The sequence below is a fragment of the Allobosea sp. LjRoot90 genome, from assembly GCF_964254315.1.
Taxonomy (GTDB): domain Bacteria; phylum Pseudomonadota; class Alphaproteobacteria; order Rhizobiales; family Beijerinckiaceae; genus Allobosea.
In genome coordinates, this window is sequence record NZ_CAXUTF020000001.1 from 349,280 (window position 1) to 362,187 (window position 12,908).

Annotated in this window: 14 protein-coding genes, 2 tRNA genes and 1 riboswitch; of the genes, 6 read left to right on the plus strand and 10 right to left on the minus strand. The window is 66.4% G+C overall.

Annotated features, from left to right (window positions below; genetic code table 11):
- Positions 1-709: 709 nt before the first annotated feature.
- The 5 genes from ACSQ3M_RS01620 to ACSQ3M_RS01640 form a co-directional block, all read right to left on the minus strand.
- Complete coding sequence (locus ACSQ3M_RS01620; protein WP_436148337.1) at positions 710-1,927, minus strand: MFS transporter; 1,218 nt, start codon at positions 1,925-1,927, stop codon at positions 710-712.
- A gap of 176 nt (positions 1,928-2,103) precedes the next feature.
- The gene (locus tag ACSQ3M_RS01625; protein ID WP_436148338.1) at positions 2,104-3,063 is read right to left on the minus strand and encodes an ABC transporter substrate-binding protein; all 960 of its coding nucleotides are present in this window, start codon (positions 3,061-3,063) and stop codon (positions 2,104-2,106) included.
- Between the two features lie 43 nt (positions 3,064-3,106).
- Positions 3,107-3,850: an ABC transporter permease gene (locus tag ACSQ3M_RS01630; protein WP_436148339.1), complete on the minus strand. Its 744-nt coding sequence runs from the start codon at positions 3,848-3,850 to the stop codon at positions 3,107-3,109.
- Positions 3,851-3,947: 97 nt separating this feature from the next.
- Positions 3,948-4,044: riboswitch (TPP riboswitch) on the minus strand.
- Between the two features lie 59 nt (positions 4,045-4,103).
- On the minus strand, positions 4,104-4,751 hold the full coding sequence (locus ACSQ3M_RS01635) for a TenA family protein (RefSeq protein WP_436148340.1): 648 nt from the start codon (positions 4,749-4,751) through the stop codon (positions 4,104-4,106).
- A gap of 94 nt (positions 4,752-4,845) precedes the next feature.
- Positions 4,846-6,015, minus strand: a complete 1,170-nt coding sequence (locus ACSQ3M_RS01640; protein WP_436148341.1) for a hypothetical protein — start codon at positions 6,013-6,015, stop codon at positions 4,846-4,848.
- 184 nt (positions 6,016-6,199) lie between these two features.
- Here ACSQ3M_RS01640 and ACSQ3M_RS01645 point away from each other — a divergent pair, with 184 nt between their 5' ends.
- Positions 6,200-6,829: a glutathione S-transferase family protein gene (locus tag ACSQ3M_RS01645; RefSeq protein WP_436148342.1), complete on the plus strand. Its 630-nt coding sequence runs from the start codon at positions 6,200-6,202 to the stop codon at positions 6,827-6,829.
- A 33-nt stretch (positions 6,830-6,862) separates the two neighbouring features.
- Here the strand turns inward: ACSQ3M_RS01645 and ACSQ3M_RS01650 are convergent, their stop codons facing one another.
- Both ACSQ3M_RS01650 and ACSQ3M_RS01655 read right to left on the minus strand, forming a co-directional pair.
- Positions 6,863-7,291 (minus strand): VanZ family protein, encoded by a 429-nt coding sequence (locus ACSQ3M_RS01650; protein WP_436148343.1) that lies wholly within the window; start codon positions 7,289-7,291, stop codon positions 6,863-6,865.
- 61 nt (positions 7,292-7,352) lie between these two features.
- Positions 7,353-7,427 (minus strand) — tRNA-Asn (locus tag ACSQ3M_RS01655).
- Between the two features lie 190 nt (positions 7,428-7,617).
- On the opposite strand from ACSQ3M_RS01655, the gene ACSQ3M_RS01660 reads away from it, so the two are divergent.
- Positions 7,618-7,691 (plus strand) — tRNA-Cys (locus ACSQ3M_RS01660).
- Positions 7,692-7,775: 84 nt separating this feature from the next.
- On the opposite strand, the gene ACSQ3M_RS01665 is transcribed toward ACSQ3M_RS01660, so the two are convergent.
- Positions 7,776-8,246 (minus strand): YgaP family membrane protein, encoded by a 471-nt coding sequence (locus ACSQ3M_RS01665; RefSeq protein WP_436148344.1) that lies wholly within the window; start codon positions 8,244-8,246, stop codon positions 7,776-7,778.
- Between the two features lie 95 nt (positions 8,247-8,341).
- On the opposite strand from ACSQ3M_RS01665, the gene ACSQ3M_RS01670 reads away from it, so the two are divergent.
- From ACSQ3M_RS01670 to ACSQ3M_RS01680, 3 genes are all read left to right on the plus strand, one after another.
- On the plus strand, positions 8,342-8,983 hold the full coding sequence (locus ACSQ3M_RS01670; RefSeq protein ID WP_436148345.1) for a protein-L-isoaspartate O-methyltransferase family protein: 642 nt from the start codon (positions 8,342-8,344) through the stop codon (positions 8,981-8,983).
- A gap of 218 nt (positions 8,984-9,201) precedes the next feature.
- Entirely contained in the window at positions 9,202-10,620 is a 1,419-nt protein-coding gene (locus ACSQ3M_RS01675) for a TolC family outer membrane protein (protein ID WP_436148346.1), read from the plus strand.
- A 622-nt stretch (positions 10,621-11,242) separates the two neighbouring features.
- Positions 11,243-11,464, plus strand: coding sequence for a PopZ family protein (locus tag ACSQ3M_RS01680; RefSeq protein WP_436149275.1), 222 nt, complete (start codon positions 11,243-11,245; stop codon positions 11,462-11,464).
- Positions 11,465-11,514: 50 nt separating this feature from the next.
- Here the strand turns inward: ACSQ3M_RS01680 and ACSQ3M_RS01685 are convergent, their stop codons facing one another.
- Positions 11,515-11,730, minus strand: a complete 216-nt coding sequence (locus tag ACSQ3M_RS01685; protein ID WP_436148347.1) for a hypothetical protein — start codon at positions 11,728-11,730, stop codon at positions 11,515-11,517.
- A gap of 16 nt (positions 11,731-11,746) precedes the next feature.
- Entirely contained in the window at positions 11,747-12,232 is a 486-nt protein-coding gene (locus ACSQ3M_RS01690; protein ID WP_436148348.1) for a pyridoxamine 5'-phosphate oxidase family protein, read from the minus strand.
- 121 nt (positions 12,233-12,353) lie between these two features.
- Here ACSQ3M_RS01690 and dps point away from each other — a divergent pair, with 121 nt between their 5' ends.
- Positions 12,354-12,833 carry a DNA starvation/stationary phase protection protein Dps gene (dps, locus tag ACSQ3M_RS01695; protein WP_436148349.1) on the plus strand — a complete coding sequence of 160 codons (480 nt, stop codon included), beginning with the start codon at positions 12,354-12,356 and terminating at the stop codon, positions 12,831-12,833.
- Positions 12,834-12,908: the final 75 nt, after the last annotated feature.

Sequence of the window (12,908 nt, forward strand, 5' to 3'; positions counted from 1 at the left end):
GCGGTGGCCTGACCTGTATCGGTTTCGGCTGCGGCACCTTGCGCCAGTCTGGCTCGGTGATGATCGGCCTGGGCGGCTGGGGGAAGGGCAGGATCTCGCCCATGCGCTGAGCGTCTGTTGAAGATGGAGTTGGCGAGGTCGGCGATGCCGCGGGGCGCTGCTGCGCTACGGCAGAGCTTCCGCCAGAAGTCGCCGCTAGAGCCGCTGCTGCCACGGCCGACGTGCCACACAGCAGTACGTCACGGCGTTTAACGCCCTTTGATTTAGGTGCGCCAGGTGAGCGTTTAACAACAGATTCGTCGCTGCTCATGAACATCTCCTGTTAGGTTTGACGTTGCTATTGGCAGACCATCATTCATTTCCTCAATTTTGATATGAAATTTAGTGGTATAGTGTCGGCCGCGCACACTCTAGACGCGCCGGTTGCCACGTTGTTCTTTCGGTGTATTTTTCATGTCGACTTAAGCTGCCCCGCTTAGAGCGCAATAGGCTTGGCGTCCAACGGTACCAACAGCGCCCTATAAGCATTCGCGCCTGATTACTTGGTAGCATAGAAGAAGCGCACGATGAAGCCCAGCAGGCTTGTTAAGGGCGTGAGCCCGCTATGAATGTCCGCGATGGGTCGGGAGCAGGCGCTTGGCTCTGGCGGGACAAGCGCTGGTGGCCTTGCCCTTCCCAATTTCAGCCCGACAGGTGACAGCAGCGGCTGCTACCCCCGCCGGTGCTCGACCTTAGGCAGGAACCAGGCGAGCAGGCCGATCGCCGGCAGGAAGGCGCAGATCCGGTAGACCGCCTCGATCCCGATCCAGTCGGCGACCTCGCCGAGGATCGCCGCCGCGAGCCCGCCGAGGCCGAAGGACAAGCCGTAGAACAGCCCGCCGATCAGGCCGATCCGACCTGGCATCAGTTCCATCGCGTAGATCAGGATCGCGGCGAAGGAACTTGCCATGATCAGGTTGATCACCACCGTCAATACGCCGGTCCAGAACAGGTCGGCGAAGGGCAGCAGCAGCGAGAAGGGCAGGGCGCCGAGGATCGAGAACCAGAGGATGCGGTTGCGGCCGACCCTGTCGCCGATGATGCCGCCGGCGAGCGCCCCCACTGCCGCGGCCGCGAGGAACAGGAACAGCATCAGCTGCGAAGCCTGCACCGAGACGCCGAACTTCCCGATCAAATAGAAGGTGTAATACGAGCTGAAGCTCGACGAGTAGGCGTTCTTCGAGAACAGCAGGATGACGAGGATGGTGATCGCGAAGGCGATCTGGCCCTTCGAATGCGCGGGCGCCTCGGGCGCAGCGGCCGCGACCTTCACGGGCTTCGGGGCAGCGGCTGCAGCCTGGTTCAGGCTGGCATAGCGGCGAGCCGTCCAGACCATCAGGATCATGGCGAGCAGGGCCGCGGCCGAGAACCAGGCGACGCTGGTCTGGCCGCGCGGCACAATGATGAAGGCGGCGAGCAGCGGGCCGAGCGCGCCGCCGCTCTGGCCGCCGACCTGGAAGATGCCCTGCGCCAGCCCTTGCTGGCCGCCCGAGGCGTTGCGGGCCATGCGGGTTGCCTCAGGATGGAAGATCGAGGAGCCGAGACCGACGCAGGCGGCCGCGAGCAGCAGCAGCGGATAGCTGCCGGCATAGGCGAGGCCGATCAGCCCGGTCAGCGTGCAGCCCATGCCGACGACCATCGAATAGGGCATCGGGTTCTTGTCGGTGTAGTGGCCGACGACCGGCTGCAGCAGCGAGGCGGTGATCTGGAAGGTCAGCGTGATCAGGCCGATCTGGCCGAAATCCAGCGCGTAGGCCGTCTTGATGATCGGGTAGATCGCCGGGATCAGCGACTGGATCATGTCGTTGAGCAGATGCGTCGCGCTCAGCGCGAACAGCACCGGCAGGTCGGCGCGGCGGGTGGAGGCGATCGGCTTGCTGACGTTCATGCGGATGATTTCGCCGGGCGCAGCTGCAATGGCGGGCGAGGGCCCGCCGGATGGCCGCGAAGCCGGCTCATAGCATCGCGATCGGCGCCAGACCCAGAGGGGCGCGCACAGAGCCGCTCTGATGTAGGCGCGGGGTGGGCGCGACGGCAGGGGGCCTGCCGCCGCATTCCGCCAGCTTATTTCAGCTCGCCTGCGATCTCGGCGATCGCCGGGGCCTTCTTGATCAGCCCGCGTTCGACAAGAAAGGCACCGAAGCGCTCATAGCGGCGCTGGTCGAGGGCAGCCGGGCGCTTGGCGAAGCGCGGCAGGGTGTCCGTCCAGGCCTGGCGGTTGAGGGCGTCGTCGAGATCGGGATGGGCGGCGATGAAGAGCTTCCAGGCCTCCTGCGGGTGGTTGGTCAAATAGAGCGCCGCCTTCTCGACCGCGTCGAGGAAGCGGGCGAGGCGGGTGTCGCCGAGGAGCTCGCGGCGGGTGATCAGGATCAGCTCGTCATAGGCCGGCACGCCATGCTCCTCGGGATAGAAGGCGGTGCCGGGATGGCCCTCGAGCTTCAGCTGCGTCAGCTCGAAATTGCGGTAGCCGCCGATTGTGGCGTCGACCCGGCCGCTGATCAGCGCGGCCGAGAGCGCGAAGTTGACGTTGACGAGCTTGACGTCGTCGAGCTTGAGGCCCGCCTTGGCCAGCATCTGGCCGAGCAGGGTGGTCTCCGTGCCCGAGACGGCATAGCCGACCGTCTTGCCCTTGAGGTCGGCGAGGCTCTTGATCGGCCCGTCGGCCTTGACGATGACACTGTTGAGCGGGGTCTCGACCAGCGTGCCGAAGCGGACGATCGGGATGCCGGCGGCGTGGTCGAGATAGAGATTGGGCTGGTAGTGGATGCCGATATCGGCCTGGCCGGCGGCGACGAGGCGCGGCACGGCGGAAGGATCGGAGGGCGGCACCATCGTGACCTCGAGTCCGGCCTCCTTGAACAGGCCGAGCTGCTGCGCGACGACCAGTGGCGCATGGTCGGGATTGACGAACCATTCGAGCATGACCGTGAGCTTGTCGGCGGCGCGCGCCGGGCTGGCGAGGCCGGCAGCCAGGATGAGGCCGGTGGCGAGCAGGGCGCGTCTGGTCAGGGCGCGGAGGGTCATGCGGCGAAATCCTTCTGCTTGATCGGTTCGGGACGGAGCGGCGTCACGGCTCGCTCGTCCAGGGAATGAGGCGCGGGCCGAGCGCATCGACGAGATGGCGCAGGACGAGGCTGAGCACGGCGAGTACGGTCATCGCGGCGAAGACCGTGTCGGTCTGCATGCGGGCATTGGCCTGGACCATGACGAAGCCGAGCCCGGCCGAGGAGCCGACCCATTCGCCGATCACGGCGCCGAGCGGCGCGAGCGGAGCTGCGACCCGCAGGCCCGAGAGCAGGCTCGGCATGGCCAAAGGCAGGCGGACATGGCGGAGCGTCTGCCAATGCGTCGCCGTCGTCAGCGCGGTGGCGTCGATGAGCTCGGGGTCGGTCCGGCGCAGGCCGTCGGCGAAGGCGGAGGCGACCGGGAAGAAGATGATGATCGTCGCCATGATCACCTTCGAGCCCATGCCGAAGCCGAACCAGACGACCAGCAGCGGTGCGATCACGAAGACGGGGAAGGATTGGAGGACGAGCAGGACCGGCCAAAGCAGGCGCCCGAGCCGCGGCAGCGCCACGATCGCGACCGCTGTCAGCGCGCCGAACAGCGAGCCGAGTACGAAGCCGAGCGCGATCTCGGCCATGGTGGTCAGGCTGTGGCCGAGGAGGAAGCCGGGCTGGCGCTGGAAGGCTGCGGCGACCTCGAGCGGCGAGGGCAGGATGTAGCGCGGCGGCTGGAACAGCCAGACCGCGCCCTGCCAGGCCAGGAGCAGGACGAGAATGGTGCGAAGCGCCGGGGCGAGCGCGGCCATCACCGGCCTCGCGGAAGCCGAGCTCCGCTCTGTCGCGCCATGCGTCGTCAAGGCTCGCCTTTCCGGTGGAAGGCGGGCACGGGGAGAAGCGCTGACGAGGCTGCCCCGAGCGACTCCCTCCGCCAGCATGATCTGGTTCAGGTTCGAAGGGTGCTTCTCAGCTCGCCTTGCGGCGAACGCCCCCGTCTCTCGTAAGCCCTTGTGGCAGAAAGGCTTGCGCCTGTCACGCCTGTCTCAGGCCATACGGTGCCAGTCAGGCCTCGCCGTCATAGGCCGAGTCGAAGAAGGCCTTCTCCAGTGCGACGGTGCGCAGGAAGAAGTCTCGGCTCGTTTCCGCTTCGTTCGGGCCGACGCGATCGAGCTCCGCTCGCAGGAAACCGACGAAGTCGCGGAAGTCGGGGTTGTCGTGCAGGGTGACCCATTCGGCATGGACGAAGTTCGCCGGCAGCGGCTGCGACGCCTGCTGGGCCCAGTCGAGATAGAGCCATTCGGCCACGACGAGGACGGAGAGGGCGGCGGCGTAGGAACGCGTCGCAGCGGCTTCGCGCATGATCGCCTTGAAGCCAGCGGTGGCTTTCGTGTCGGGCTGCTCGGCGCGCTCGCGCTCGCTGACGCCGAGCGCTGTGAAGGCGCGCAGGAAATAGGTGTTCTCCTCGCCGCAGACCATGCCGATGAAGCGGCCGAAGCGCAGCCGGGCCTCGAAGCTGTCGGCGCCGGCGAGTGCCGCACCCAGCAGGGTCAGGAAGCTGTCGAGGAAGCGGTGGTCCTGGACCAGATAGCGGGCCATGACCACGTCGGAGACCGTCCCCTCGAGCAGCTCAGTGACGAAGCGGTGGCCGACGGATTGCGACCAGGCCGGCTGGCTGGCGAGGCGGAGGGTTTCGGTGAAACGGGCGGTCATGAGGTCGGTGCCTTCTGCTGATCGGCCCCTCCCTAGCAGCAGCGCCGCCGCGCCGGAACACGCGGCGGCCGCATGCGGCAATCGCGCCGACGCGTTATTTCAATCGCCCCGCCACGAGCTTCGCCAGCTCGCCGACGCGCGCCTTCGCCTGATCGTGCAGCGCCTGGTCGCGCTCGCCGCCGGAGACGCGGACGTCGACCGTGGTGAGGCCCTTACGGATATGGATGCGGTTCATGATGTCGAGCGCGGCCTCGTCGCCGAGGCCCGAAACCGGGGTCTTGGCCTCCGAGACCTTGATCGCGCTCTGGAACCAGCGCTTCGACAGCTCTTCGCTGGCGGCGACGTTGCGGACGCTGACCTGGATCTGGTTGAGCTCGACCGTGCGCTTGCCGTCCTTCTCGACGGTGCGCTTGGCGTCGAACTGGCAGCCGATCGGGTTCGGCAGCGCCTCGACCCGGTTCTCGCGGCTTTCATGGGTGATCTTGCCCATCAGCTTGCGCGGCTCGCTAACGGTCATGTCAGGGAAGGCAGCCTTGACCTCGGCCGGCGTCAGCAGGGTGCAGGCGTCGGGCCATTGCTCGGCCGGCGCGACGGAGGAGGTGCGGGTATCCGCCGGCACCGTCACGGCGCTATTCGCCGCGACTTTGGGCGACGCATCGACCATGCCGGTGCCACCCTGCCAGCGTGCCGCCGCCTGCTTCGCGAGAGCGAGCGCGTTCGGCGGCGTCTGCTCGGAATAGAGGTCGACCGAGACGGAATAGATCAGGTCGTCCTTGCGGGCGCGGACAACTACGCTCGACGAATTGGTCTCCTGGAAGGCCTCGTCGCCGATGCCGGAGAGCGACTCCAGCTTGAGCGTGAGCCTGGGATCGCTCGCGACCTTCTCGCGCGTCGCCTTGATCGAGGCGAAGGCCTGCGTCGGGGTCTCGCGGCCTTTGGCGACGCCGTCCCAGCGGATCACCGTGACCGAGGCGAAGCGGGCATGGTCCATCTTCGAGGTCGGGCTCGGCAGCTTCACCGAGTACATGCAGCTCTCGGCATATTGCGGGCCGCGGCTGATCGGGCTCAGCGTCGGACCCTTGGCCGTGATCGGGCGGCCGGGGAAGAGTGCCTCCAGATCGGCCTGCGGCAGCAGGCGGCAGGCATCTGGCGCCTTGCTCGCCGCCGCCGGCTCCGGAGCCGCCGTCGTCGTTGCGGTCTGGGCGAGGGCGGGTGCGGCGAGAATCAGCAGCAGCGGCGCCACGAATGCGGAACGGGTGAGCATCGCATCGGTTCTCCAGGGACGGGCGCGCCGCTGTCGATCGCGGCGCCGTTCGGGGAGGTGAAGCTAGGCGCGATGGTGGCGCGATCATGGCGCTGTGGAAGGTCGCGGCGATGATTGCTGACACAGGCTGTCAGCCGGAGGGATATCAATACAAACCAATTGGTATGTATGGGAGGAGACGATGATGAAGCTCTATGGATTCGGGCCGACGCGGACCCTGCGCGCCCTATGGGGCCTGAAGGAGCTCGGCGTGCCGTTCGACTATATCGAAGTCGATATTCTCGGCGGCGAGACGCAGACCCCGGAGTTCCTGAAGCTCAATCCCGCCGGCAAGCTGCCGGTGCTGGTCGACGGCGACAATGTCCTGCCGGAATCGGCGGCGATCATCCTCTACCTCGCCGAGAAATTTCCGGAGAAGCGCCTGTTGCCGGACGACCTAGATCAGCGGGCGCAGGTCTATCGCTGGATCCTGTTCGCGATGACCGAGCTCGAGCAACCGCTCTGGCGCATTACCAAGCACAGCTTCCTCTATCCCGAGGAGAAGCGGCTGCCGCAGGACATCGTGCTCGCCGGCGGCGATTTCAGGCGCATGGCTGCGGTGCTGGAAGCCCATATGGAGGGGCGCGATTTCATCGTCGGCGACCGGATGGGGGCAGCCGATTGCGTCACCGCCTATCTGATGGACTGGGCGAACGAGCAAGGCCTGCTCGACGGCTTCCCACGCCTTCAGCGTTATCTCGAACGCATGTATGCGCGACCATTGGCGCCGCAGCGGATCGCGGACGCCTTCGCCAGCGTGCAGCCGGCGGCCTAGCGGAGGTAGGGCGAGAATCGGCCGGCAGGCCGGTCAGTCCGGGCGGCGGGCCCTGACAAGGGCGACGGTGCGCTTCGGCCAGAGCCGCTCGCACAGCGCCACGGCGCCAAGCCCGGTCAGGCCGCCCATGATCTTGACCAGCGCATCCAGCGCGCGGGCATGCCGGCTCGCCTCGAAATGCTGGGCGAGTTCGAGTCCGGCGGCACCGGTGATGATGCACAGGAGAATCACGCCCTTGCGCGCCGGATAGGCGGTAGCGAGAGCCGCGGCGGCGACCAGATAGGCGACGAAACGCTCAATCTGCGGTCCCAGATGCGAGATATGCGGGCGGGCGCCGATCGGGGACAGGGTCGCGACGATGACGACGGCGACCGCAACCCAGCCGATCAGGGCGGCCCAGCGGCGCAGGGAAAGCTCAAGCCCGAAGAGCCGCATCGTCGTCCGTCGCGCCTCCTGCTGCACCAATCCGTCCGCGGCTAACAAAAAGGGCCCAAGCGTCTGTCGCTCAAGCCCTCGAAAATGCTGGCTCCCGGAGCAGGATTCGAACCTGCGACCAATCGATTAACAGTCGATTGCTCTACCGCTGAGCTATCCGGGATCGGTGGGCGGCGTATAGCGGCGGTGCCCACCCGGTGCAAGCCCTTTGCTGGCATCGGGCCCGAGAAAATCGTGGACGCTCGGTCTGCCCCAGCGTCAATTCACATTGCCGAGAGAGTTTCGGTTGCGGCGCGCTGCGGCATGTGGTTATACGCCCGCCGAGGAGCACGCTTCGGGCGGCGCTCCGGGATGGCCTCGTGGCGGAGTGGTTACGCAGAGGACTGCAAATCCTTGCACCCCGGTTCGATTCCGGGCGAGGCCTCCACCTTATTCCTGCATTGATGTTTCGGTGATTTTCGGCGGGTAGTCCCGCGGGGGCGACGTCCTCGTAAGGGCCTTGGCCGATCAATCAGTCCGAGCGACGGCGCCTGAAGCGTTCCAGCAAGCCGAGACACCAGGTCGCGAAGCGCGCCATCGGCCGCTGTAGCAGCGGCACGTCGGCGGCGAGCAGCATCAAGCCCAGCGGAAGCATCCAGACACCGAGGATCGGCAGGAACGAGAACACGCCGCCGATGATGAGGGCGAGCCCAGCCGGGATCCGGATCAGACGCGAATCGCGATGCTGGAGCCAGCGCATCGCCCTGGCGAATCGGGGCGGGAGCTCGGCCTCGATTCGCTTGAAGGCGGCCCTCAGCTCCTGTCTTCCTGATGGAAAGCGCATTTCGCCTCGACCGTTGCGACCCCGCTGAAACGCGCAGCTTGCCGGATCGTTCTCGCGCAGCGGAAATATCCTTCGCGAGGAGTGCGGCGCCCGGCTCGACAAGTCGACGATGGATGTGGCGAGAGCGGGGCCGAGACTCTCATCGCTGTCGCCGTGCACCGCCTGCCGGCCTTGCCTTTTGCCGCCGCCTCGCCCAAAACCCGCGGGCAGGGGTCGAGGCGCCCGCCGGGGCGTCTTCCTTTGGAGATTTGAGCATGAGCAGCTTCGCCGAACTGCGGCGCGTGATGGTCGATTGCCAGTTGCGCACCTATGACGTGACCGATCGCGCCGTGCTCGCCGCGGCCGACGCGGTGCCGCGCGAGGCGTTCCTGCCGGGCGAATTGTCCCAGCTGGCTTATCTCGACCGCCAGGAGCCGCTGCCGGGCACGAGCCGGGCCCTGCCGGAGCCGATGGTGAGCGCGCGCATGATCCAGATGCTGGATCTGCAGCCGGGCGAGGAAGTCCTCGAATACGGTGGTGGTTCGGGCTATGGCGCGGCGCTGATGGCGGCGATGGGTGCCAGAGCGACGCTGCTCGAGCCGGACGAGGCTGCATTGGCATTGGCGCGTGCCGCCTTCGCCCAGCCGGGCGTTCCGGCCGCCGAGCTGGTCGCGAGCCTGCCGGAACACCGGCAGTTCGATGCCGTGCTGGTCAGCGGCGCCTGCGAGATTCAACCCGAGCCGTTGTTCCGCCATGTCCGCCAGGGCGGACGCCTGATCGTGGTCGAGGGGCTGGGCCGTTCGGCGCGCGTCGTGCTCTATCGCAAGACCGGCGAATCGTTTTCCGGCAGGCCGGTCTTCAATGCGGCTGCGCCGGCGCTGCGCGAATTTCTTAAGGCGAAGGTGTTCGCCCTGTGAGTCGGATCGCCCTCCGGGGCGGTTTTCCCCAGAATGGGTAGTCCGTCGGTACTAATCGCTGGCGGGAGTGTCGCATTTTTGCGGCAGTGCAGAAATGAAAGACAGCCAGTTCCTCTCGCGACATTGGCGAGGCGAGCTGCGAAGCTTATGCTTTTAGACCGAGTGCCGAGGCTGGGGCGATGCCTGGGCGTGACTAGAGTCCGCACAAGAGGCGTCCAGTGATCATAACGCGACCGACTTTGAAGAAGACCGCGAGCCGTCTGGCGATCGCCGGCATGCTGGGAGCCCTGGCGGGCTCGCCGGCGCTGGCGCAGACGATGGACGCGGCGCTGGCGCGCGCCTACTCCGCTAATCCGACGCTGAATGCGCAGCGCGCCGCGGTGCGCGCCACCAATGAGAACGTACCGCAGGCGCTGTCCGGCTATCGTCCGCGCGTCACGGCCTCTGCCGATATCGGCGCCAGCATCACCGACAGCGACACCCCGTTCAATGCGCAGGGCGGCGGCAGCCCGCATAACCGCAGCACCTCGCGCCTCAACCCGCGCGGCGGCGGCGTCCAGGTCGATCAGAACATCTTCGACGGCGGCAAGACCCGCAGCTCCGTCAGCCAGGCCGAATCGCAGGTGCTCGGCGCCCGCGCGACCCTGCAAAACACCGAGCAGAACGTCCTGCTCGACGCCGCCACCTCCTATATGAACGTGCTGCGTGACACGGCGATCCTCAACCTCAACCGCAATAACGTCGAGGTGCTGGAGGAGCAGCTGCGCCAGACGAAGGATCGATTTCAAGTCGGCGAGGTGACACGCACCGACGTCGCCCAGGCCGAGGCACGCCTCTCGCAGGCCCAATCACAGGCGATCCTGGCCGAATCCAACCTGAAGACCTCGATCGCCCGCTTCCGCCAGAACATCGGCACCGAGCCGAAGCAGCTCGCGCCCGGCCGGCCGGTCGAGAACCTGCTGCCGAGATCCCTGCCGGCAGCGCTCAACGCCGCGTTGACAGCACATCCGGCCATCATCGCGGCGCTGCACGGCGTCGATGCGGCGGAGCTGCAGGTCAAGGTCACCGAGGCCGATCTCTATCCGGTGCTCGGTGTGCGCGGCACCGTCCAGCAGCGCTACGACAACCAGTTCTTCGGCGACAACCGCACCTCGGCCAGCGCGGTCGCGACCCTGACGATCCCGCTCTACGAGGGCGGGCAAGTCTACTCGCGCACGCGGCAGGCCAAGGAGACGGCGGGTCAGCGCCGGATCGAGGTCGATACCTCGCGCGACACCGTGCGCGCGGCGGTCGTTTCCGCCTGGGGCGGGCACGAAGCTGCCAAGGCTCAGATCACGGCGGCGCAGGCCCAGGTCCAGGCCGCCGAGACGGCGCTCGCAGGCGTCCGTGAAGAGGCTAAGGTCGGCCAGCGCACGACCCTCGACGTCCTCAATGCCCAGCAGGAACTGGTGATCGCCCGTTCGACGCTGGTGACGGCGCAGCGCGACCGCGTCGTCGCGTCCTATGCCGTGCTGTCGGCGACGGGGCGGCTTTCGTCCGATACGCTGAAGCTCAAGGCCGAGCGCTACGACTCCCGCAAGCACTATGATCAGGTCAAGGGCCTGCTCTGGGGCACGCAGACGCCGGACGGGCGCTAACGCGCGCCGATCGGGTTGCTACGCAGCCTGATCGGATCACGCGGTCTCTTTCAATAATTTAGAGACGGATTCACCGATCAGGTTGGTTCAACCTGATCGGATCCGACTCCAACGCGTGCCGACGCAGCAGCGCAACACTTGGGATTTCTCCTGTGGGCGGCCACAAGGCCGCCTTGCCTGCTGGTTTCTCGGTGAAATACTGATGAGTGGGGCGCGCTGATTCCATGGGCGTCCCTTGAGTCGAGTGACCGGAATCAGCATGAGCGCGCAGCCCAAGGCCAGCGAACCCTCGATGGAGGAGATTCTCGCCTCCATCCGGCGGATCATCGCCGATGACGAGAAGCCTGCTGCTCCGGAACCGGAACCCGCGCCGGAACCGGTCGCGCTTGCTCCGCAGCCCGAACCGGAACCCGAGCCCGAACCGATCGAAGACGATGTGCTCGATCTCGGTGCCGAGGCCGAACGCATTGAGGAACAGCCGGTCGCGTTGGCCGAGCCTCCGGCTGATGATATCGACTTCGTCGAGCCGCAAGCTGCGATGCAACCGGAGCCCGAGCCCGAGCCGCCGCAGCCCGTGGCCTTCGTGCCGCCTCCGGTTCAGCCGCAACCGGCGCCGATGGACATGGCGGCGCTGATTTCCGACCAGGCCGGCGCCGCCGTGCACAGCGCTTTTGGCGCGCTCGCCAACACCGTGCTCAGCAACAATGCGCGCACGCTCGAAGACCTGGTCAAGGACATGCTGAAGCCGATGCTCAAGACCTGGCTCGACGACAACCTGCCGACGATGGTCGAGCGGCTGGTGCGGGCCGAGATCGAGCGCGTCGCCCGCGGCGGGCGACGCTGAGGTCTGGAGCCGGATCCGGTCAGGTTAAATCAAGCTGATCGGAACGAGCTCTAGCGGCGCCGTCGCCGAGCTTGCGTCTGGGGTTGCCTGAACGCGCCGCCTTCGTTCAGGCTCTGGATCGCATAACCGGCGAGCGCCATTAGCGCGGTCTGCGGCCCGAGGCGCGAGACCAGCAACTGCATGCCGAGCGACAAGGGCCGGGGATAGCGACCGGAAGCGGCTTCCGAAGCGACCCAGGCGCCGACGAGGTGGACGAAAATTCTCATCGTCTGACTCCCGATTTCAGAGCAGGACTTTGCGGTTGCTGCCGAACTCCGGCCGCGAGCCGGTTACGGCGGCGGCGACCATCTTGACCGAGGTCACGATCTTGCCGGGGCTGTCCCAGAATTCCGCCAGTGTCGGGCGTACCTTCAGGACGCGGATATTCGGATCGTCCTTGCTGCCCCAGAAGGCGCGTGCCGCCGTCGACCAGAGCTCGGCAACGCGGCCACGATCGTCGAGCAGATTGGCCGTGCCGGTGACCGAGACATATCTGTACGAGCCGTTGTCGCCGAAGCAGAGGCAGACGTTCTCGTTGATCTCGATCTCGTCGTCCTTGTGATTGCGCAGATCGGTCAGGAAATAGATCGCATCCTCGTCGCGGCGAGGGTGGGCGCTCATCGGGCGGGCGCGCAACTGGTCTTCATTGCCGTCATGGCTGACGAGCATGCACAGCCCGATCTCCTCGATCAGCTCCCAGGTTCTGTCCTGGTCGGTCTTGTGGGTCATCGGTCGGCTCCTTTGTGATCTCCACCCAACCGCCGAAGCGTGACCGAGGTTCCGTCTCCCGTGGTCGTCGAATTGCCCACTTTGTTGATATGGTCGCCTTCCACGAGGCGCGAGGTTCCCCATGGCCAAGCTCAAGTCCCGCAACGACCTGAAATCCAACACCAAGACGGCAATGATCGAATTGCTCAACGCCCGGCTTGCCGACGGCATCGATCTCGCGCTCATCACCAAGCAGGCGCACTGGAATCTCAAAGGGCCCGGCTTCATCGGCATCCACGAGATGCTCGATGGCTTCCGTAGCCAGCTCGACATCCATGTCGACACGGTGGCGGAGCGGGCAGTACAGCTCGGTGGCATTGCGCTGGGGACGACGCAGATCGTCGCCGGCGCGAGCAAGATCAAATCCTATCCGACCGACATCATTGCGGTGAAGGACCATCTCGCCGAGCTGATCGAGCGCTATGCCGAGACTGCAAAGTCGGTCCGGGCCGCCATCGAGTCCGCCGACGAGGCGGGCGATGCCGACACGGCCGACATCTTCACCGCCTATTCGCGGGCGCTGGACAAGGCGCTGTGGTTCCTCGAATCCAGCGCCGCCTGAGAGCGCTTGTGAATTCTACTGGCGCGGCCGGCTGACACGGCTACCTGCGCTTCCAGTGCTCACGGACGCCGGTCC

Bases quoted from the DNA above. Each gene is read 5' to 3' on its own strand.
- ACSQ3M_RS01620 (WP_436148337.1), bottom strand. From the start codon at position 1,927: ATGAACGTCAGCAAGCCGATCGCCTCCACCCGCCGCGCCGACCTGCCG.
- ACSQ3M_RS01625 (WP_436148338.1), bottom strand. From the start codon at position 3,063: ATGACCCTCCGCGCCCTGACCAGACGCGCCCTGCTCGCCACCGGCCTC.
- ACSQ3M_RS01630 (WP_436148339.1), bottom strand. From the start codon at position 3,850: ATGGCCGCGCTCGCCCCGGCGCTTCGCACCATTCTCGTCCTGCTCCTG.
- ACSQ3M_RS01635 (WP_436148340.1), bottom strand. From the start codon at position 4,751: ATGACCGCCCGTTTCACCGAAACCCTCCGCCTCGCCAGCCAGCCGGCC.
- ACSQ3M_RS01640 (WP_436148341.1), bottom strand. From the start codon at position 6,015: ATGCTCACCCGTTCCGCATTCGTGGCGCCGCTGCTGCTGATTCTCGCC.
- ACSQ3M_RS01645 (WP_436148342.1), top strand. From the start codon at position 6,200: ATGAAGCTCTATGGATTCGGGCCGACGCGGACCCTGCGCGCCCTATGG.
- ACSQ3M_RS01670 (WP_436148345.1), top strand. From the start codon at position 8,342: ATGAGCAGCTTCGCCGAACTGCGGCGCGTGATGGTCGATTGCCAGTTG.
- ACSQ3M_RS01680 (WP_436149275.1), top strand. From the start codon at position 11,243: ATGGCGGCGCTGATTTCCGACCAGGCCGGCGCCGCCGTGCACAGCGCT.
- ACSQ3M_RS01685 (WP_436148347.1), bottom strand. From the start codon at position 11,730: ATGAGAATTTTCGTCCACCTCGTCGGCGCCTGGGTCGCTTCGGAAGCC.
- ACSQ3M_RS01690 (WP_436148348.1), bottom strand. From the start codon at position 12,232: ATGACCCACAAGACCGACCAGGACAGAACCTGGGAGCTGATCGAGGAG.
- dps (WP_436148349.1), top strand. From the start codon at position 12,354: ATGGCCAAGCTCAAGTCCCGCAACGACCTGAAATCCAACACCAAGACG.